At 68.5% G+C, this 20,716-nt stretch carries 14 protein-coding genes; 7 read left to right on the forward strand and 7 right to left on the reverse strand.

Going from position 1 to position 20,716, the window contains the following annotated elements; all coding sequences use genetic code 11:
- The first annotated feature begins 110 nt into the window (after window positions 1-110).
- From malA to DEQ92_RS00100, 3 genes are all read left to right on the forward strand, one after another.
- Entirely contained in the window at window positions 111-2,144 is a 2,034-nt protein-coding gene (gene malA / locus DEQ92_RS00090) for an alpha-amylase MalA (protein ID WP_304999701.1), read from the forward strand.
- A gap of 94 nt (window positions 2,145-2,238) precedes the next feature.
- A complete protein-coding gene (gene gghA, locus DEQ92_RS00095) occupies window positions 2,239-4,695 on the forward strand; it encodes a glucosylglycerol hydrolase (protein WP_115820280.1) in 2,457 nt (818 codons plus the stop codon).
- Window positions 4,696-4,976: 281 nt separating this feature from the next.
- Complete coding sequence (locus tag DEQ92_RS00100; RefSeq protein WP_008093705.1) at window positions 4,977-6,275, forward strand: MFS transporter; 1,299 nt, start codon at window positions 4,977-4,979, stop codon at window positions 6,273-6,275.
- 129 nt (window positions 6,276-6,404) lie between these two features.
- On the opposite strand, the gene DEQ92_RS00105 is transcribed toward DEQ92_RS00100, so the two are convergent.
- The 6 genes from DEQ92_RS00105 to DEQ92_RS00130 form a co-directional block, all read right to left on the reverse strand.
- Window positions 6,405-8,744 carry a glycosyltransferase family 39 protein gene (locus DEQ92_RS00105; protein ID WP_115820281.1) on the reverse strand — a complete coding sequence of 780 codons (2,340 nt, stop codon included), beginning with the start codon at window positions 8,742-8,744 and terminating at the stop codon, window positions 6,405-6,407.
- A gap of 2 nt (window positions 8,745-8,746) precedes the next feature.
- Window positions 8,747-9,919: an ABC transporter ATP-binding protein gene (locus DEQ92_RS00110; protein ID WP_004976559.1), complete on the reverse strand. Its 1,173-nt coding sequence runs from the start codon at window positions 9,917-9,919 to the stop codon at window positions 8,747-8,749.
- Window positions 9,909-11,504: an iron ABC transporter permease gene (locus tag DEQ92_RS00115; protein WP_004976561.1), complete on the reverse strand. Its 1,596-nt coding sequence runs from the start codon at window positions 11,502-11,504 to the stop codon at window positions 9,909-9,911. Before DEQ92_RS00115 ends, DEQ92_RS00110 begins: the two co-directional genes overlap by 11 nt.
- Before the next feature lie 12 nt (window positions 11,505-11,516).
- Complete coding sequence (locus tag DEQ92_RS00120; protein WP_050459171.1) at window positions 11,517-12,680, reverse strand: iron ABC transporter substrate-binding protein; 1,164 nt, start codon at window positions 12,678-12,680, stop codon at window positions 11,517-11,519.
- Window positions 12,681-12,821: 141 nt separating this feature from the next.
- Window positions 12,822-13,979: an alpha-1 4-glucan-protein synthase gene (locus tag DEQ92_RS00125; RefSeq protein ID WP_115820282.1), complete on the reverse strand. Its 1,158-nt coding sequence runs from the start codon at window positions 13,977-13,979 to the stop codon at window positions 12,822-12,824.
- A gap of 127 nt (window positions 13,980-14,106) precedes the next feature.
- A complete protein-coding gene (locus tag DEQ92_RS00130) occupies window positions 14,107-16,458 on the reverse strand; it encodes a DEAD/DEAH box helicase (RefSeq protein ID WP_115820283.1) in 2,352 nt (783 codons plus the stop codon).
- A 106-nt stretch (window positions 16,459-16,564) separates the two neighbouring features.
- Between DEQ92_RS00130 and DEQ92_RS00135 the strand changes: the two genes are divergently transcribed.
- The 4 genes from DEQ92_RS00135 (at window position 16,565) to DEQ92_RS00150 (ending at window position 19,781) form a co-directional block, all read left to right on the forward strand.
- Window positions 16,565-16,996, forward strand: coding sequence for a DCC1-like thiol-disulfide oxidoreductase family protein (locus DEQ92_RS00135; RefSeq protein ID WP_004976567.1), 432 nt, complete (start codon window positions 16,565-16,567; stop codon window positions 16,994-16,996).
- 21 nt (window positions 16,997-17,017) lie between these two features.
- Window positions 17,018-17,563 carry a DUF123 domain-containing protein gene (locus tag DEQ92_RS00140; protein ID WP_004976568.1) on the forward strand — a complete coding sequence of 182 codons (546 nt, stop codon included), beginning with the start codon at window positions 17,018-17,020 and terminating at the stop codon, window positions 17,561-17,563.
- Between the two features lie 234 nt (window positions 17,564-17,797).
- Complete coding sequence (locus DEQ92_RS00145; RefSeq protein WP_115820284.1) at window positions 17,798-18,586, forward strand: winged helix-turn-helix domain-containing protein; 789 nt, start codon at window positions 17,798-17,800, stop codon at window positions 18,584-18,586.
- Window positions 18,587-18,656: 70 nt separating this feature from the next.
- Complete coding sequence (locus DEQ92_RS00150; RefSeq protein ID WP_004976570.1) at window positions 18,657-19,781, forward strand: pyridoxal phosphate-dependent aminotransferase; 1,125 nt, start codon at window positions 18,657-18,659, stop codon at window positions 19,779-19,781.
- Window positions 19,782-19,826: 45 nt separating this feature from the next.
- Here the strand turns inward: DEQ92_RS00150 and DEQ92_RS00155 are convergent, their stop codons facing one another.
- Window positions 19,827-20,615 (reverse strand): CBS domain-containing protein, encoded by a 789-nt coding sequence (locus DEQ92_RS00155; RefSeq protein ID WP_050459166.1) that lies wholly within the window; start codon window positions 20,613-20,615, stop codon window positions 19,827-19,829.
- Between the last annotated feature and the right edge of the window lie 101 nt (window positions 20,616-20,716).

Below are 20,716 nucleotides of genomic sequence, written 5' to 3' on the forward strand. Positions count from 1 at the left end.
AACCGACGAATTCGGGGGACGCCGAGGCGACTCGGTAGAACCCGTCTCCCACCGGAACCTCGGGTCCATCAGGGGTAAACTCAAAGTCACCCGGCACGTTGATTGTGAGTATGCAACACCCAGGACCGCCGCAGTTCATGGCTGTCGGCGAGTCAGTACAACTCGCACCTCGCGACCCCGACCCCGACGCAGACTACTCGTGGCGGGTTCGGAGCGCGCCGGTCGCCAGCAGTCTCGACCTCGAAGAAGACACCGCAGTCGTCCAGTTCACGCCCGACGCGGCCGGCCGCTACGTCGTCGAACTCGACGCGCCCGACGCGACGCACACGCTCACCGTCCGGGTCTTCCCCGGCTCCTACCTGCCCGCCGGCTCCGTCAGGAGCGGCGCGAGCGGGATGAGCGGGATGAGCGGCTACAGCGGACAGAGCGGCTCCGCGCGCCCGACTGGGTTCAGCGGCGGCGCGTCCGGCTCCGGAAGCGGTGCCGGCGACGCCCAGCGGGGACGGGGCGGTCGGCCGCGCATCAGGCTCGACGCGACCGTCGAAGACGGCGTCGTCGTCGTCCGCGCCGACCCGCAACCGAACCCCGACAGCGACACCGACCGCGACGACCTCGTGGTCGAGTTCGTCGTCGACGACCGCGACGACGTGGACGACGCGGCCGTCGAGACCGAGGGCTGGGAACTCCGCGTCCCGCTTTCGGCGGTCGGCGACCGACTCCGCGTCCACGCGGTCGCCCTCGACGAGACGTACAGCGTGCCCGACACCGTCACCGTCGAGCGCGAGGCCGTCGCCGACGGCGGATTCGCCGAGGCGGAGACTGAAGCGGTCCAGACCGACGTGACCGGCCACGCAGACGGCTCCGGCGCGGGAAGCGCGTCCGTCTCCCGTCCCAACGACCCGCCGCAGTGGGCCCGCGAGGTGACGCTCTACGAGATTTACGTCCGCGGCTACGCCTCGGACGTCGAGGGCGTGGACAACACCTTCGAGGCGCTCGAAACCAGACTCGACTACCTCGAATCGCTCGGCGTCGACTGTCTGTGGCTCACGCCAGTCCTCCAGAACGACCACGCGCCCCACGGCTACAACATCGTGGACTTCTACGACATCGCGGAGGACCTCGGCACCCGCGAGGACTACGAGCGGTTCGTCGAGGCCGCCCACGACCGCGGCATGAAGGTGCTTTTCGACCTCGTGCTCAACCACTCCGCCCGCGCCCACCCGTTCTTCGAGGACGCCTACAAGAACCCCGACTCGGAGTACTACGACTGGTACGAGTGGCAGGAGAGCGGCGAGCCGGGCACCTACTTCGACTGGGAGTACATCGCCAACTTCGACCACCGGAACCTCGAAGTTCGGCGCTACCTGCTCGACGCGGTGGACATGTGGGCCGAGGTGGTCGACGGCTTTCGCTGCGACATGGCGTGGGCCGTCCCCGACACGTTCTGGCAGGAGATTCGCGACCGCGTGAAGGCGAAAGACCCCGAGTTCCTGCTTCTGGACGAGACCATCCCGTACATCGCCGACTTCCACGAGGGCATGTTCGACATGCACTTCGACACGACGCTGTACTTCACGCTCCGGCAGGTCGGCCGCGGCGACGAGCCCGCCGAACGGATTCTCGACGCCGTCGAACAGCGCACGCAGGTCGGCTTCCCCGACCACGCGGCGTTCATGCTCTACCTCGAAAACCACGACGAGACGCGCTACATCGTCGAGTGCGGCGAGGACGAGGCGCTGGCCGCCGCGGGCGCGCTCTTTACGCTCCCCGGCGTGCCGATGGTCTACGGCGGGCAGGAAATCGGCCAGCGCGGCCGCCGGGACGCCCTCGCGTGGGGCCACGCCCGCGACGACATCCGCGAGCACTACGAGCGACTCATCGAACTCCGCGACGAGACGCCCGCGCTCCGGTACGACGGGACGTTCCGCCGCATCGACTACGAGACGGACTCCGACAGCGCGGTCGCGTTCGTCCGCGACCACGACGACGGCTCGTACCTCTGTGCGCTCAACTTCGCCCCCGGCGCGACCACGGTCGACGTCGGCGACCTCGCGGTCGACGCGACCGACATCGTCTCCGGTGACTCCGTCGCCGCCGAGGGCGGTATCCGCGTCGACGACGTGGTCGTCTGCCCGCTCGCGTAACGTCCCGCACGTCCCGTTTCCACGTTCGCGTCGTCTCCGATTTCGCCTCCACCTCCGATTTCGCCGCCGTTCGACCCGACCAGCCCGATACACCATGAGCACGAACTCCCCTATCCCGACCCTGCACGCCGACCGAACGGACGACCTCACCTCGTGGCACGAGTCGGTCGTCGAGAGCAACGACGACGACTTCTCGGCCGCCAAGACGCTGACGACGAAACTCGGCGCGCACCGCCGCGACGGAGTCGTCGAGTTCGGCTTCTGGACGCCGGACCTCGTCGAGGCCGGCGTCCCCGAGGCCGCCGTCGAACTGGAACTGCTGACGCCGCCGGCCGACCTCGACCCCGGCGAGACGGACCACCGGCGCGCGACGTTCGACCGCCACCGCATCCCGATGCGTCGGGTCGGCGAGTACCACTGGACGGCCGTCGAGGGCGTCCGCGCCGGCACGCGCGACACCCTCGGCGCGCTCTACCGACTCGTCTACGAGGGCGACGACGGCGAGGAGCGAACGGTTCAGGATCCCGTCGCGTACTCGGTCCCGTTCGGGGCGTTCGCGCCCGCCGAGGTGTACGACCTCGACAGGCTGGACGAGACCCGCGCCGACCGCGACTACTTCGCGGCGCTCGGCACCGACGACGAGCGGGTCGCCACGACCGAGGACGGCGGTCTCCCGCGCATCGACCCCGCGACGAGCATGCTCGAAATCCACCCCGGAACCGCCACGGCGCGCGGATCGCTCGCCGGGCTCGCGGAGGTGTACCAGGGAATCGCCGCGAAACAGCGCGGCGGCGACGACCTCGCCCCGTGGGAGCACGCCTTCGCCGGGTACGACGGGATTCAGCTGATGCCCGTCGAGCCGCTGACCGAGAACGAGGAGGAACACGACTTCTGGAGCGTCGCCGACGATTCGGCCGCCGAGGTGACGGTCGAGGTCGCCCGCCCGGAGATGATAAACTGGGGCTACGACCTCGTCGTCAGCGCCTTCTCAGCGCCGAATCCCGCCATCCTCGAAACCGGCCGCCCGGACGAACTGGTGGACTTCATCGCCGCGTGCCACGACCTCCCGCGACCGATAAAAGTCGTCTTCGACATCGCGCTCGGCCACGCCGACAACCGCGGCGCGGAACTCCTCTCGGACCGGTACGTCCTCGGCCCGGGAATGTACGGCAAGCACCTCGACTACACGGAGCCGACCGCGCGCGCCGTCTTCTTGGAGATGCAGCGGCGCAAGATGGACTTCGGTGCCGACGGCATCCGCGTCGACGGCGCGCAGGACTTCACCTCCTACGACCCCGAGACGGGCGAGATGTACCACGACGACGACTTCCTCGCGGAGATGGACCGCGTGACGCAGGAGGTCGCCGGCACCGAGTACCGGCCGTGGATAATTTACGAGGACGGGCGGCCGTGGCCGCGGGAGGACTGGGAACTCGCCTCCTCGTATCGCGCGCTCATCGAGCAACACCCCCACTCGTTCCAGTGGTCGCCCATCACCTTCGCCCACAACACCCCCGCGCTCCTCACCTTCTGGGCGACGAAGTGGTGGCGCGTCCGCGAGGTCGGCGAGTTCGGCGGCAACTGGCTGACGGGCGTCGCCAACCACGACACCGTCCGCCGTGGGACCCAAATCGACCCGACGGTCGAGTTCAACCAGTCGCCGGTCAACCCCTACCTCGGCGACGACTACCCGGAGACGCTGGACGAGGCGTACGACAACGCCGCGTCGTCGATGCTGTTTCACTGCTTCCTGCCGGGCGTCCCGATGGACTTCGTCCACGCGAACATGCGCGCGCCGTGGGGGTTCGTCCGCGACACCGACCCGACGTGGAACGTCAAGGTCGTCTCCGACGAGTCGAAGTTCTGCTACTGGCAGGTGCGCGACGAGGACTTCGAGGACGACCGCTTCTTCCGGCGCGTGAAGGGTCTCGGCTTCGATTCTCGCGAGGAACTGTTGACCTTCATGAACGCCCTCTCCTCGGCGGTCGGCGCGACTGACTACGACCTCAACGTGATGGCGGCCATGCTCTCGGCGATGGACCAACCGCTCGGCGACGACCTCTCGGCCGCGGACCTCGAAGCCTACGGCTACGCGTGGATGCGCGACGTGCACGAGTTCGCGAATCTCGGCCACTGGCGCGACGAACAGGACGACGAGCGGACCGCCTTCCGCCTCGAAACCCGCAAGTTCCGCCACGACCGCCCGTGGCTCATCTCTGACCTCGACGCCGACGACGACTACTTCACTTACCGCCACCCGACCGACGGGTCGGTCCTCTACTACGGCTTCCGGACTGCACCGGACGAGGGTGACGGAGGGCAGTTGCTCTTCGCCGCCAACATGGAGGGCGTCCCCGTCGAGGTGTCGCCCGCGACCCTCGCAGCCGACGCCGCTGAAGACGAGAACGCGCCCGCGATTCCGACCGACGGCTGGGAACCGGCGTTAGTCGCTCCCGGCGTCGAGGAACTCGACGACTCAACCGCCTCGACCGACCCGCTCGCGGTCGCACTCACCAACGGGGCGGCCGTCATCTGGCGACGCAACCTGTAACGGTCGCCGAGAACTCACCACCAGATTCATATTCTCAGCGTGTTTTTGGACGTATGTCCACAGTACAACTCGGTATATTATCGAATAATATTGGTAATATTGTTTCTATTTGGTCCAGTTCTCTAAACATTCGATAAGTGTTTATGGGGCATTGTGGGCAGAGCTTTTCAATTAGAACTCTGTGCTATCCGCTACATGATGTCCAAACTAATGCAAGAAAACGGCAGAATTGTACACGATTGTGCTACTGTGTCGGAGGTCTGCGTATGGGTCTTGTAAAGATGACCAAGTGGCGGACGCTGCTTCTCGCCACTATCGGGTTCAACTTCTCCTTCCTCATCTGGTTCTCGTTCGCGCCCTTCACGGGGCCGATGGCGGAGGAGTTCGGGCTCTCGCTCGCAGAAATCGGTATCTTGGCGAGCGCGGCAATCTGGCTCGCGCCCTTCGGCCGCATCCTCACCGGCTGGCTCTCCGATAAGTTCGGCGCGCCGGTGGTGTTCGCCATCGTCCTCGGCTACGTCGGGGTGTTCTCGATGGCGAGCGCCTTCGCCGAGAGCTACACCGTGTTCTTCATCGAACGCCTCATCGTCGCCACGGCGGGCATCACGTTCGTCATCGGCATCCAGCACGTCTCCGAGTGGTTCGAAGAGGAGAACCTCGGCATGGCCGAGGGCATCTACGCCGGCGTCGGGAACGCCGGTGCCGCCGGCGGCGCGCTCATCCTGCCCCGCGTGTTCGGCGCGGACTGGAGCGGGCCGCTCTTCCAGAGCAACTGGCGGGCGGCGTTCTTCTACACCGGTATCGTCTCGATTCTGCTCGCAGTCGCCTACTACGTCCTCGGCGAGGCCGCGGCGACCGACGAGCGCCGGCAGGCGACCGCCGACAACGCGACGCTCAAGCAGTGGGTCCACACGGCCACCCGGTACGGGACCGTCGCGCTCGCGCTCGCCTACGTCATGAGCTTCGGCCTCGAACTCTCGATGAACGGCTGGCTCGCCACCTACTACCGCGAGGCGTTCAACACGAACAACCTCGTGCTCGCGAGCACGTTCGCGGCCACGTTCTCCATCGCGGCCGGTCTGCTCCGGCCCATCGGCGGCTACGTCAGCGACGTGCTGGCGCGCAGGGAGATGGATATCCTGCCCGTGTTCAAGGGTCGCTACCGCGAGCAGTGGACGTTCGTGTCGCTCTCGTTCATCATCGTCTCCATGCTCGCCATGACGCTCGCCGGTCTCTCCGGAGCCGTCCTCATCGCGGTGGCCGCCGGCTTCATGGTCGGCATGGCCTGCGCCTTCGCGGAAGGCGCCATCTTCGCACAGGTTCCGGCGATGTTCCCCAACAGCTCCGGGGCCGTCGCGGGCGTCGTCGGCGGCGTCGGTACCATCGGCGGCATCGCCTACCCGCTCGTCTACTCGTCGGTGCTCCTGCCGAACCTGCACGTCGGCTACGCGCTCGTCGCGGCGACGATGGTTCCCATCGTCCTCCTGAACGCGTGGGTCTACCGCCCGCACATCGCGAAGCGCGCGACTATCGACGGCTTCCTCGGCTCGTCGGGCGCGACCGGCCCGGCGGACGACTGAGCCGCCGACCGCGACGACCGCGACACGTCTGTCCGCGGCACCGACCGCGGACGAAGCGAACGAACTCGAACCGAATCACGGTTTCATTTTTCACCCGATGCCAAGCGCCCGAGAGCCCCCGGCTCTCGCTCAGGCGACGCGCGCGTCGGTCTCGACCGAGACGCCGTCGAGGTAGTCGCCGTCGGGACCGACCCACTCGCCTTCGGTCCCGCAGTCGGTGGTCAGCCGGCAGACGCGGGTCTCCGGCGGCCAGACGACGCGAACCTCGTCGCCGGAGCGCTCGACCGTCACGGTCTGTCGGTACGTGACCGTCTCGCCGAAGTCGCCGACGTAGGTCACCGCGAGGTCGACCTCGCTCGCGCCCGGCGGAATCGACAGCCGCTCGGGACCGAACGCGAGTGGGTGGTTCGTCACGGCCACGCCCGCCGGCGTCAGCGATAGCTCGACGGGCAGGCTCTCGGCCATCGCCGCGTCGTAGCGGGCGTAGCCCTCGTCGGTCTCGACGCGAACCGACACCGTGTTCGTCCCCTCGGGCGCGCCGAGCGTCGTCGTCGCGTCGACCCGCTCGCCCGACAGCACGTCGAGTCGGGTCAGTTCCGGCTCGACCGCGTCCACCGCTCCGGTCCACGTCCCTCGATAAGTGAACCGGTACGGGGTCCGGTTCGTCGCGTCGAGGACCGCGAAGTCCTGTTCGGCCCCGTCGTCGATGGCGTACACCACCGGGCCGTCGAAGCCGGGGTCGTTGCGGAGCGTCTGGAAGGGGTGGGCCGACCAGTCGCCGTAGGGGTCGGGGTGGAAGACGAGCGCCTTCGTCTCGTTGCCCGTCGCGGTCGAGTCGCCACCGAGCCCGATGCCGCCGCCACCGCCCCCGAGACCGCCGGTACCGACGCTCGGAACCGACGGGGTCAGCGGCGGGTGTTCGAAGCCGGCGTCGAGGAGCGGTTCGTAGGTCGCCGCGAGATTCTCGGTTCGGAGTCGGTTCTCGCCGTAGGGCTCCTCGACGGCCCCGACCGTCACCCCGCCGGCGACGAGCGCCGAGACGAGGAGCGCCGAGAAGACGACGCCCCGGGCCTCCGACGCCGAAAAGCGGCGGTGGGCCAGCCGGCTGAGGAGGCGAGCGCCGGCGACGATTCCGGCCGCGCCGAACACCGCGAGCGGGACGAGCGCGTCGAAGTGGTAGAACGGCCCGAGGAGGTCGATGAGGCCGTTTCGAAGGCCGTTGTGCGTCCCCCAGAAGGCGGCGTTGCCGACGAACACCGAGGCGAACACGCCCGCGACGACGCAGGCGAGGGTGTCGTCGGAGAGTTCGGCGAAGGCGCGGTCGCGGCCGCCGAGGCCGTGGTGGCGGCGTCTCGCGCTCCCGCGGAGGTTCCGTCCGGTCTTGTGTCCCCACCAGCGGCGGGCGGTGACGCCGAAGCCGAAGACCGCGGCGACTGTGCCGAACCATCCCATCGGCCCCCAGCGCGTCGCGAGCATGTCGAGCGCTTCGACTGCCGTCTCGACGCCCATTGCGGGCGTGTAGAAGACCTCGTAGCCGAGGATGGCCCGCTCGCCGAAGCCGATGCCGTCCCGCGGGGCGAAGGCGATGTAGGGGAACGTGAGCGGGTCCCCCGTCACGACGGCGTTGTAGGCGAGCGTCAGGCCGACGAACGCGAGTCCGGGGAGCGCGACGGCGGCGTACCGGCGGAAGACGACCCAGCCGGTCCCCGCGCGGCGGGCTGTCGCGAGCGCCCACAGCGAGTGGGCGATGAACGGCAGAGCGAACAGGACGGCGGTGTAGGGCCGGGCGAAGAACGCCGCGCCGACGAGCGCGCCGGCGACGACGGCGTAGCCTGAGGAGTCGCGGCGGGCGGCCCGGACGTAGCAGACGGCGAAGCCGAGGTTGAGCATCGTCGTCGGCGCGTACGCGAGGAACGTCGACGAAGTGAGCAGAAACAGCGGCGAGAGCCCGAGCAGGCCCGCCGCGACGACTCCGGTCGTCCGGTCGAACGCGTCGGCCGTGAGCGCGTAGACCAAGGCGGCGGAGATCGCGGCGATGGCTCCCAACACGAGGTTCGGAAGCCCGAACGCGAGACCGACCGCGAACAGCGCCGGCACGGCCGGCGAGTACTTCGAGTAGAGCTGGACGCCGCCGGGGGCGCTCGGCGTCTCCTGCACCACGAAGAACCACGGTCTGACGGCCTCCGTCAGCGGGCCGGGGTAGAGAAACAGCTTGCCTTCGAGGAGCATCGCGGCCTGCGTGAGATAGACGCCCTCGTCGTCGTTGACGGTGTGGTACGGAAAGAGGTCGACCGCGAACCACGTCACGACGAGTCCGACGAGAAGCGAGACGCAGAGCGCTGCGAGTCGTCGACGCGTTCGCGTCCGGTCGACGTCGATGGAAAAACCGAACGCGAGCCCGCGGACCGCGGCTCGCACGCGGCCACCGAGCGGGAGGGAATCGCCCGTGTTCGAGTCTCGCCGACCCATCCTCAGTCCGAATAAGGGCCGGTCTCGGGGCGCTGTTCGCGCGGGAACCACGCGAGCTCGTGGCCGGCGTCGAGCGTCACCTCGACGCAGCCGTCGGTCGGGACGGTCTCGTCGTGGTTGTGCATACACAGGAGGGTGTCGCCGCCGTGGAGTTCGACCTCGTAGAGGATGGTCGGCCCGAGGTAGCGCTTCCCGACGACTTTGCCGTGGCCCTCGCCGCCGTCGCCGCAGGGGTGGGCCGACACGTCGTCCGGGCGGACGAGGATGTCGATGTCGGTGTCGTCGTACTCGGGCGCGAGGCCGTGTATCTGGTCGCGCGCGACCGACCCGAGTTCGGTTTCGACGACGCCGCCGGCGATGCGTCCCGGCAGGAAGCCCGCGTAGCCGAGGAAGCCGGCGACGAAACGCGATTCGGGGTGCTGGAACACCTGTTCGGGCTCGCCCACCTGTTCGAGGTCGCCGTCGTTCATCACGGCCACGCGGTCGGAGATGGACATCGCCTCCTCCTGGTCGTGGGTGACGGAGACGGCCGTCACGCCGGCCTCCTTGAGGATGCGACGGACCTCCTCGCGCATCTGGACGCGGAGGTCCACGTCGAGGTTCGAGAAGGGCTCGTCGAGGAGCAGGATGGCGGGCTCCGGCGCGAGCGACCGGGCGAGGGCGACCCGCTGTTGCTGGCCGCCGGAGAGCTCGTCGGGGTAGCTGTCGCCTTGGGTCTCCAGTCCCACGAGGTCGAGGAGGTCGCGAACGCGCTCGTCGCGCTCGGCCTCGTCGAGGTCCTTCAGGCCGAAGGCGATGTTCTCGGCCGCGGTGAGGTGCGGGAACAGCGCGAACTCCTGGAAGACGACGCCGACGCCGCGCTCTTCGGGCGCGCGGAAGGTTCCGCCGCCGGAGACGACGTTTCCGTTCAGTCGGACCTCGCCGCCGTCGGGGCGGTCGAGCCCGGCGATGAGCCGGAGCGTCGTCGTCTTGCCGCACCCCGAGGGGCCGAGGAGCGTGAGGATTTCGCCCTCCTCGACGCTGAGCGAGAGGTCGGTGATGACCGACTCGGTTCCGTAGGACTTCGAGACGCCGTCGAGTTCGAGGACGCCGCCGGCGTCCGCGTCGTCGGCCTCGGAGTCGGTGGATTCTGTGCGGTTCGAGCGGTCGGTGGTCGAAAGTGTGCTATTTGACATCGTATCCCTCTTGCGTGATGATGACGAGCATCGAGAGCCCGGAGACGAAAAGCAGGATGAACGCGGGCACGACGGCCTGGCCGAAGTAGCCCTGCTCGTAGGCCGTCCAGATGTGCGTCACGAGCGTGCTGAACCCCGAGGGGCGCAGCAGGAGCGTCGCGGGCAGTTCCTTCATCGTGGTCAGGAAGACGAGCGCCGCGCCGCCGAACAGGCCGGGCGCGACGAGGGGAAGCGTCACGTGACGGAACGCTCCCGACGGGGTCTCCCCGAGCGTCCGCGCCGCCTCGGGGAGCGCGGGGTCGACCCGGAGGAACGACGCCCGGAGCGACCCGATGGCCTGCGGGAGAAAACGGATGACGTACGCGAACACGAGGAGATAGAGCGTCTGGTAGATGGGCGTCGCGTACGAGCTACCGAAGTAGACGAGCGCCAACCCGAGGACGACGCCCGGCACCGCGTAGCCGACGTAGGTCGCGCGCTCGAAGACGGAACTGAGCCGCGAGGGGTGCCGGGCGGCGAGGTAGGCGACCGGCAGGCCGGCGAGCGTCGCCGCGCCCGCGGTCGCGGCCGCGACGAGGACCGAGTTGAGCGCGTACTCGGGCTGGAACGCGAGCGAGCCACTCGTCGCGGCGACTCCCTGCGCGAGCCACGTAAAGAGGATGCCGAGCGGGACGAGGAGCGCGACGGTGGCGACGAGCGCCGCGAAGCCGAGCGCCGGGTACTTCCACTTCCCGAGCGGCATCGGGCTTCCCGAGCGGCCGCCGGTCGTCGTGCGCTCGTCGCCGCGAATCTGCGATTCGAGGGTCAAGATGAGGAGCGTCACGGCGATGAGCTGAAGCGACAGGAGCGTCGCGGTGTCGCGGCCGAACGTCCCGAACTCCACGTAGATGACGCGGGTGAACGCGTCGAACTTCATGATGGCCGGCGTGCCGAAGTCCGAGAGGACGTACAGCGCCGTCAGGAGCGAGCCGGCGGCCACCGCCGGGCGAATCTGCGGGACCGTCACCCGCTTGAACGACTCCCAGCGGGTGTGGTTCAGGGTCCGCGCGGCGTCGATGAGCGTGGTGTCCATCGACTTGAGCGCGGCCCGGGTGGTGATGAACACGTACGGATACGTGTAGAGCGTCAGCACCAAAACGGCACCGGGTAGTCCGTAGATTTCCGGGAGCGACTCGACGCCGAACGGGGCCAAGAGCCGCTGGAACGCGCCCCGCGGGCCGAACGCCGAGACGAACGCGAACGCGCCGATGTAGCTCGGGATAACGAGCGGCAGCGAGACGACGACGGTCCAAAAGCGTCTGAACGGCAGGTCTGTCCGGACGGTCAGGTACGCCAGCGGGACGCCCAGACCGATGCACGCGGTGGTGACGAGCGTGACGAGGACGGCGCTGTTCAGGAACACCTCGACGGTCGTCGGCCGAGTGACGAGCGCCAGCGCCTCGGCGAACCCCACCTCGAGCGCGGTCTTGACGAGCCACAACAGCGGAACGACGACGGCGGCGGCGACGGCCCCGCTGGCGACTGTCAGGCCGAGCGGTTGCTCGTCGTCTCCCCCACCGGTCCCCGTCTGCTGTTCGGTCGCCATGAGTGAGCTACCTCAGAGAACGCCCACCTCACGCAAGAGTTCCACGGTTCCTTCGAGGTCCGAAAGCTGCGTCAGGTCGAGGCCCTCCGGCGGGCTGAGTTCGTCGATGCTCGGAAGCTCGCCGATGGGGTCGACGCCCGAGACGAGCGGGTACTCGAAGGTCGTCCGCGCGAAGTAGTCCTGCGCCTCGGCCGACAGCAGGTGTCGGACGAAGTTGCTCGCCAGTTCGGAGTCGTCGGCGGTGTCGAGGGTGAGCGCGCCCGCGACGTTGAAAATCGAGCCGGCGTCGCCCGCGGTGAAGGCGGTCGAAAGCGGCGCGTTCGGCCGCCCGGCGAGGATGCGCTGGATGTAGTAGTGGTTCGCGAAGCCCGCGCCGATTTCGCCGTCGGCGACGGCCTGCGAGACGAGGAACTCGTCGTTGTACTCCGTGACGCCGAGGTCCTGCATCCCCTGGAGCCACTCTCTGGTCGCCTCTTCGCCCTCGAGGACGCGCATCGCCGTGATGAACGCCTGGAACGAGGAGTACGTCGGGGCCCAACCGACGTTGTCGCGGAACGCCTCCGTGTCCGGGAAGGCCATGATGTCGTCGGGAATCCCCGATTCGTCGAACTGGTCGGTGTTGAACGGGACGGTCCGGGCGCGGCCGGAGGTTCCGGTCCACTGCCCGTCGGGGTCGTGGAACTCGTCGCGGACGAGGTCGAGCACCTCGCTCGGGAGCTCCTGGGTTCGACCGGCGTCCTTCAGCGCGCCGAGCGCCCCGGCGTTGACCGAGAAGAACACGTCTGCGGGACTGTTCTGTCCCTCGGTCTGAATCTGGTTGACTAACTCGGTCGCCGAGTTGTACCGCGGGCGGATGGTGAAGTCGTCGTAGTACTCCTCGAAAAAGGAGATGAGTTCGCCGACGAGCGCCTTGCCGCGGCCCGAGTAGAGCGTGAGTTCGCCCGAGAGGTCGGGCATCTCCGAGACGGACACGCCGCCGGTTATGTCGCGGTCACCGAACGGTGAACGGCCGGAACCGATCTGTTCGACTCCCTCGCCGCTCTCGGGTTCGGTCGTCGTCTCCGTCTCCTCGTCGCCGCCGGTACAGCCGGCGAGCGTGCCGACCCCGAGGGCCGCCGTCGTCGCGATGAACCGGCGACGACTGTGGCCGCGAAGCTCTCGGTCGCGTTCTTGCATACATTGATTTAGGTCTCCCTAAATCATTTATACCTACCGATTCGTCGGGCGAAGCGGGCGAATCGCGGGACAAAGAGACGATTGCCGGTCCGCCGGCGCGCGTCGGTCGGCCGACCGATTGGTCACCCGTCGGGCAATCAGTCAGTCGTCAGCCGGCGCGGCGGCCCGCGGCGCGGCGAGGGCGTCGAGGCAGTCCAGCCAGTCGCGCATGTGCTCGCCGACGTAGTTGAAGAAGTCGCCGTTGCGGTAGTCGGACCAGTCGCCGTCCGCGAGGGCGTCGGCCATCGCCTCGAAGACGCCGGCGTAGCTGTCGGCGTCGTCGTCGACCGCGTCGACGACCTCCCAGAGGTGCTCGTTGAGTTCGAGGCCCGGCACCTCGTTGTTGAGGTCGTCGAACGTCGGGCGGGCGGCCTTGTTGTGCTCGCACAGCGGGTAGCCGGTGAGCACGTCCTTTCCGAGCACGTCGGCGGCGCGCTTGAGGAAGACGCCCGACCAGATGTCGTCGAAGCGGCCGACCTCCCACTCGTTGTCGTCCATCGGTAGCTGGTAGAACGCCGGGATGACTTCGCGTTCGAACGCGAGGTTCATCGAGCAGACGGTGAGGTACTGGCCCTCCTCGGCCACGAAGTCGCCGTCGAAGTCGTCGAAGTCGGTCCGGGTCTGGGCCTGTCCCTCGAGGTCGCCGTCCATCAGGATGCGGACCGCGTCGAGGTCGGGGACGTTCGTCCACAGCCCCTGCGAGGCGACCACGTCGCGGAGTTCCCGCGTCCCGGTCTCGACCGTCTCGTCCATCGCCGAGTAGGGATACCCGCGGGGGTACAGCCCGTGCTCGTCGGCGTTCTGGTAGAGGACGTTCACCCAACGCTCGTCGCTCGACACCGACTCCACCTCGTCGGTGCGGTCGAGGTTCGCCATGTGGCGGCCGAAGAAGTCCCACTCGTCGTGCGGGAGCGTGTCGTCGTCGATGAAGACGCCGTAGTCGAACTCGGGGTGCGCCCACATGTACAGCAGGCCGAAGCTCGTCTGGGCGTGACTCGCCGCCGGGACGAGATGCGAGTACTCCGAGACGTCGTGTTCGTCGTACCACTCCTCGCGGGCGGTCCCGTCGAAGACCGCGCCCGCGACGCCCTCGTCGTCCAGCATCGACTCCATTCCCTCGGCGTCGCAGAAGTCCTCCGTGACGAGGAGGACGAAGAGCCGGTCGAGGTCGAACCCGTGTTCGCGCGCGTTGTCGAAGTACGACCGCATGCACTCGTACTCCCGAATAGTCGGGACGACCACGCAGATGTCCGCGTTCATTGCTCCTATGAATTTAGGCTTCCCAAAAATAGCTGTTGGTTCCGAATAGCGGGCCTGAAATGCCGATGTAGTGATAATTAACCCGGCGGGTCGGCGAGGGCGGGCGATTCACGGCCGTCTCGCTGCCTCAGGCTCGCGTCCCCGTCAACGACTCCAACAGCAGGACCGCCGTGTCCTTCGCCAGCGGGTCGTTCGCGTTCCCGCACTGCGGCGACTGCACGCAGGAGGGACAGCCGTCCTCGCAGCCGCAGTCGGAAATCAGTTCGGCGGTCTGTCGCATCAGTCCCTCGGCGATGTCGTAGCCGGCGCGCGTGATGCCGACCCCGCCGGGGTGGCCGTCGTAGATGAAAATTGTCGATTGGTCGGTGTGGCTGTGGTACGGGGTCGAGAGCCCGCCGATGTCGCCGCGGTCACAGAGCAGTCGGAGCGGAAACAGCGAAATCATCCCGTGTTCCGCGGCGTGGATGCCGCCGTTGAAGCCGTAGTCGCGCCCCTCCGCGCGGTCGCTCGATAGCTCGCGCATCTCCGCTTCCACGTCGCCGGGGACGGTGAAGTACAGCGCCTTCGTCCGCAGGCTCGTCTCCGGCAGGTCGAGCAGTTGCTGGCCGATGGTCGTCCCGCGCTTCGGGTCGCGGCGTTCGAACCCCGTAATCTGCTTGCGCATCGTCACCTCGGCGAACCGGACCTCCACGTCGGACCGTGCCGACAGCGGCTTCGACAGGATGTCCCGCTCGACCGTGATGTGCTTGTCGTGGAGGACGCGGGTGTAGTAGTCCGCCCACGTCGGCTGGAGTCGGGCCACGTCGCGGTCCAAATCGAGCTCCGCGACCTCGTACGTCTGTCCCTGATGGTGGTAGACCGCGCCGGGATGGGCGTCTCGAAGCGCGTCGTCGAACGCCAGCGTGGCGATGGTCTCGTTGTTCCGCGAGTCCATCAGCCGGACCTCGCGGTCGGTGATGGTCCGGAGGCTCATCGCGTGCTGCGGGCTCTCGCTTCCGTCGTGGGTCCACCGGAGCCCGTCGTCCGTCTCCCGGCGCGCCAGCGTTCCGTCGGCTTCGAGGTCCGAGACGACGCCGGGGAACGACCCGCCGAAGTACGACTCGTCCCCGGTCGAGAGCCAGTTCTCGGCGGCCGCGCAGGCGACGTGCGAGGGGAGCAGGTGGTCGTTTTCCGGGTCCGAGACGGCCCGCTCGGGGTCGCCGTCGAAGAACTCCGCGGGGTGGTTCAGCAGGTACTGGTCGAGTTGGTCTTCGCCGCCGACGAGGACGACCAAGGCGGGCCTGTCGCCGCGACCCGCCCGCCCGGCCTGTTGCCACGCGGACATCCGCGTGCCGGGGTAGCCGTCGATGAGCACCACGTCGAGTCCGCCCACGTCGACGCCGAGTTCGAGCGCGTTGGTGCTCCAGACGCCCGTGATGTCGCCGTCGTGCAGGCCGGCTTCTATCTCCCGTCGCCGGTCGTGAGTCAGGGAGGCCTGATACGCCGCAATCTCGCCGGCGAGCGCGTGTTCGCCGCGGCTCCTGAGGTCGCTCGCGCTCTCGGAGGCGTACCGTTCGGCCGCCTGTCGGGCGCGGGTGAACGCCAGCGTCTGGTGGCCGCGGGCGACGAGGTCGACGAAGAGGTTCTTGGTCTCGACGTGGCCCGAACGCCGCCGTCCCGACCCGCCGGCCTCGGGGTTCTCGTACTCCGGCGGGTTCCACAGGAGCCAGTTGGTCTCTCCGGTCCCGCTCGTGTCCTCGTCGACGAGCGCGAAGGAGTCCTCCCGCTCGCCCGTGATGCGCGCGGCGTGTTCGACGGGGTTGCCGATAGTGGCCGAACAGCAGACGAACTGCGGGTCGGAGCCGAACCGCTCGCAGACGCGCTTGAGCCGACGGAGGAGCAGCGCGACGTGGCTTCCGAACACCCCGCGATAGCCGTGGACCTCGTCGATGACAACCGTCTCCAGCGAGGAGAAGAACCACTCCCACAGCCGATGGGCGTGCGGGAGCAGCGCGTAGTGAACCATGTCGGGGTTCGAAAGCAGCACCGTCGGCATCCGCTTTCTGACCTCGCGCTTTTCGGACTTCGACAGCCGGCCGGTGTACTGGTCGACCGAGACGCGGCTGCCGAAGCCGAGGCCGCGAGCGAGGTCCGACAGCGTGTCGAGTTGGTCGGCGACGAGCGCGTTCTGCGGGCCGAGATAGAGCGTCCGGCCGCCGTGGTCCATCGCCCGCTCGAACGCCGGCACGGTGTACGCGAGGCTCTTGCCGCTGGCGGTCCGCGTCGCCAAGACGACGTTGTTCCCGTCGCGGACCGCCTCGACCGCCTCGGCCTGATGCCGGTAGAGTCGGTCGATGCCGCGGTCTTCGAGGGCCGACGCCAGTCGCGGTTCGAGGTCCACGTCGGCGAAGGCGGGCTCGCGCGCTTCGAACCGGCGGTGGGACCGAATCTGCCCCTCGTAGTACGGTCTGGTCCGGAGCCACTCGATGAGGTCGTCCACACGCCTACTGCGGACGTGGCCGCCCTAACGCTGTCGCAGTTCTGGCGTGGTAGCACGAGGCACAGTAGCCGCGCCGTTTTTGTTCTTCGCGTCCCGACGGAAGCGCATGAACGAATCCGCGGACGCCGTCCTCATCTACGACGGCGAGTGCGCCTACTGCTCGGTCGCCGCGTCGGCGCTGAAGCGCCTCGACGACGTGGAAGCGATTTCGTGGTACGACGACGCGGCGCAGGCGTTCCTCGACGCCCAGTTCGCGGACGTGCCGTTCGCCATGGTCCTCGTCGACCGTCGGGAGAGCCGCGTCTACGCCGGCCGAGCCGCCGCGAAGGAACTCACCGACCGGGCCGGGATGCCCGGCCTCCTCGGCAGTCTCGTCCGCGACAACTACGACAGAATCGCGAAGGTCGTCGGCGCCGCCAGCGGTCGCGGCCGCGACCCCGACGACGTCCACAGCGTCTACGACCTCGACGCCGACGCGGCCGAGCTGTTTTCGGCCCTCCTCGACAACGCCGAGCCGCGACCCGCCGAGCTTTCGTAACCCGACTGACGCACTCCGGCTATGACCAACTCGAGGAACCCGACCGACGACGACCCGAGGAACTCGCCCGACGAGAATCCGACAGTCCACTCGCTCGACCCCGCGGTCCTCGGCACCGACGACGACCCGCTCGCCCTCGGCTCTCGGTCGCCGGTCGGAACGTACGCGCTGGTCTTCGACGCGCCCGCGGCGACCATCGACGTCGGCGCGTTGGGCGAGCACCGCGTTTCCGCCGGTGCCTACGTCTACGTCGGGAGCGCGTTCGGAACGGGCGGACTGCGACGCGTCCTCCGCCATCGGCGCGTCGCGGCCGGCGACCACGACGCTCGCCATTGGCACGTCGACTACCTCGGCGGCCACCCGGCCGTCGGACTCGCGCGCGTCGTCTGCGTTACCGACCGCGACGTGGAGTGCGCGGTCGCGACCGAACTGGCGTCGTCGCTCGGCGCGACCGCCGTCGATGGCTTCGGCTCGTCGGACTGTTCGTGCGACGCGCACCTCGCGCGCGGTGACTCGGTCGAGACGGCGACACCGCTCGTCGAAGCAGCATTTCGAAGCAAAATGTGAAGGGGGATGTCTCCCCCCTCTGACGCCCGAACCGGACCGGGCACCCCGGTTCGGACGAAAAGCCGGTTGTCAGAGGCACCCCGGCATACCCTCATACTGCTGCTACACGCTTTACTTCACCCATCGCATCACTCAGTCATACCGTGACTCGACGTATATAAATACGCTGTTTCTTTATATACTTGTGTCCGATTCTCCTGTTCTTTAAGTAGTACGACGTTCATGTAGCTCGACATGGTTCGGTCCGAGGCTGACGAGGTGTTCGACGTGCTCGCGTCGCGGGCCGACGTGCTCGAGGCCGTCGTTCGCCAGCCTCGAACCACCGCGGAACTCGTGAACGGGCTCCCGGTGTCGCGCTCGACCGTCGACCGCGGCCTCCGGGAGTTAGAGCGCGCGGGCTTCGTCGAGACGAGCGACCGCGTCCACCGCCCGACGCTCGCCGGGCGAATGGCGCTCGACACGTACTCGAACTTCGTCGAGTGTCTGGACGACATCGACGCGGCCAGTACGGTGCTCGATTCACTCGACGCTGGCGCGCCGCTGGCGCCGGTCTTCCTCGACGGCTGTGAGGCTATCGCCGCCGATGACGGCCTCGGACCCGTGCTCTCGAAGCTCACGTCCTTCGTCGAGGGCTCGACGTCGATACGCGGCCTCGTCCGCGGGGCGCTTCCCTCGCAGGTCGACGCCTACTACCGCGCGGTCGTCGAAGACGGCACCCCGGTCGACCTCGTCGCCACCGACGACGTGGTCCAACGGCTCGTCACCGCCTACCGGCCGCAGCTCGCCGAGGCGTGGTCGGTCAGCTCCTTTTCGCTCCGGTCGGTCGAATCGCTTCCCTACAGTCTCGTCGTCTCCGACCTCCCGGACGGCCCCGTCGCGTTCCTGGTCGCGTACTCCGAACGCGGCCTCGCGGGCGTCGTCTACAACGATTCGCCCGCGGCGGTCGCGTGGGCCAGAGAGCGCATCGAGGACTGTCGGGCGGACGCCTCGTCGCTCCCCCGACCGCCGGTCGACGGGAGCTGACGGCCCCGCGCCCGCGGCCGATGTCCGCGAGACCCCAACGACTTACGGGAGCCACCGCGAAGGAGTCCCAATGACGACGACGTTCCCCGAAATCCCCTATCTGGAGTGGATTGTCGACCGGGCGGACGAGGCCGCCCACGACCTCGCGACGAGCGACCTCGGGTCGTCCCGGCGCGGCGACGACCTCGTCCCGCCGGTTCTCTCCGGTCGCTCGGACCCCGAGGACGCGACGCTCGCCGGCCAGCTCGCGGCGCGCTATGGCGTCTCCGAGTCCTCGGTCCTCGTCACCGCGGGCGCGACGAACGCGAACTTCCTCGCCGCCTGCGCGCTCCTCGACCTCGCCACCGACGACGACGAAGACCGCGACGAAGACGCCTCGCGCCCGCAGGTGCTCGTCGAAAAACCCGGCTACCAGCCGCTCGTGGCCACTTCCGAGGCGCTCGGCGCGCGCGTCGACCGCTTCGTCCGCCCGCCGGAGTACGACTACGAACTCGAACCCCACCGCCTCGACGGGGCCTCCACCGACGCCTTCGCCTACGCCATCGTCACCAACCGCCACAACCCGTCCGGCAAACTCACGCCGCGCGCCGAACTCGCCGAGGTCGCGTCGGCCGCGGCCGACGCCGGCGGCTACCTCCTCGTCGACGAGGTGTACGCGCCCTTCGTCGACCCCGCCGCCGACGGCCCCTTCGGCGGCATCACGGCGTCGGGCCTCGAAAACACCGTCGTAACCGGGTCGCTGACGAAGTTCTACGGCCTCGGCGGGCTCCGCGTCGGCTGGATTATCGGCCCCGAAGAAGTCGTCTCCCGCGCCCGCTCGGCGTCGATGTACCTGCCCGCCGTCGCCGAGCCGAGCACCAAACTCGCCCGGCGCGCGCTCCACCACGGCGACGAGATAGAGGCCGCCGCTCGCGAACACCTCTCGGCGAACCACGACCTTCTGGCGACGTTCGTCGCCGAGCGCGACGAACTCGACGGCCGCATCCACGCCGGCGGGACGTTCGCCTTCCTCGACCACGCCTCCGTCGACGGCGACGCCGTCGCCGACGCCGCGTGGGACCGCGGCGTGCTCGTCGTCCCGGGTCGCTTCTTCGACGCGCCGGAGTCGTTCCGAATCTCCCTCGGCGGCGACCCCGAGGCGATGGAAGCCGGACTCGCCGCCTTCGGCGACGCCCTCGACGACCTCGCCGAGTAACCCGGCCCGCCGCTCCGACTCGCACCTCCCGGCGGCGCTTCCGGTCTACTGCTCGGTCTTCTCGATGAGCGGGTGCTGGAGGTAATCGTTGACCTCCACGTCCGCGAGCGATTGGAGGCCGCCGAGGCGGGCCATTCGGCGCAGGCCCAACTCGCCGACCTCCTCCGGCGACACCGTGAGGACGTGCGCGAGCATCCGGTCGATGTCGAGCCGCTCCGCGGCCATCGCGCGGTGGTGGCCGTCGACGAGGAGCGTCTCGGGTCCGTGGGAGACGACGATGAGCGGCTCCGCGAGGCCGTTCTGGAGTTCGTACTTCCGGCCTTCGAGTTCGTCGCCGTACACCTCTCGTTGAGTCGGAATCAGCGAGTCCACCTCGACTTCGCGCTCGGCGACGCTGATCGACGCGTCGTGGGTCCGTTCGAGCATCTCGCGGGTGCTCTGGACCTTCGAGGGGGTCGTCCGCTCGATTTGGCTCCGGACCGCGTCGCCGTTCGAAAAGAGGCCGAGCAGCACCCGGTCGTCGTCGACGACGGGGAGGAACTGGTGGCCGGTGCGGAAGATGACGCGCGCGGCGTTCTTCACCGTCATCTCCGGGCGGACGACCACGAGGTCGCGGCTCATCACCGACTCGACCCGCACGTCGCCGTTGACCTCCAAGAGGTCTATCGCGCCGACGAACCCGAGGAGGTGGTTGTCGGCGTCGACGACCGGGAGGCCGCCGTACTGCGGGCCGGCCTTGAGTCGGTCGACCACGTCGGTGACCCACGCGTCGGGCCCGACGGTCTCCACGTCGGTCGTCATGTACGCGTCGACGCGAACGTCGTCGAGTTCCATCGGTGTCATTGGTGGTTCACTCGCATCTCGGTCGTCCCGCGGTTGACCGCGGAGCGCCCTAAACGTATCTGCGACGAAAAACGAGGTGGGAACGACCGGCG

The sequence above is a fragment of the Haloferax sp. Atlit-6N genome (assembly GCF_003383195.1).
In the GTDB taxonomy this organism is placed as follows: Archaea; Halobacteriota; Halobacteria; order Halobacteriales; family Haloferacaceae; genus Haloferax; species Haloferax gibbonsii.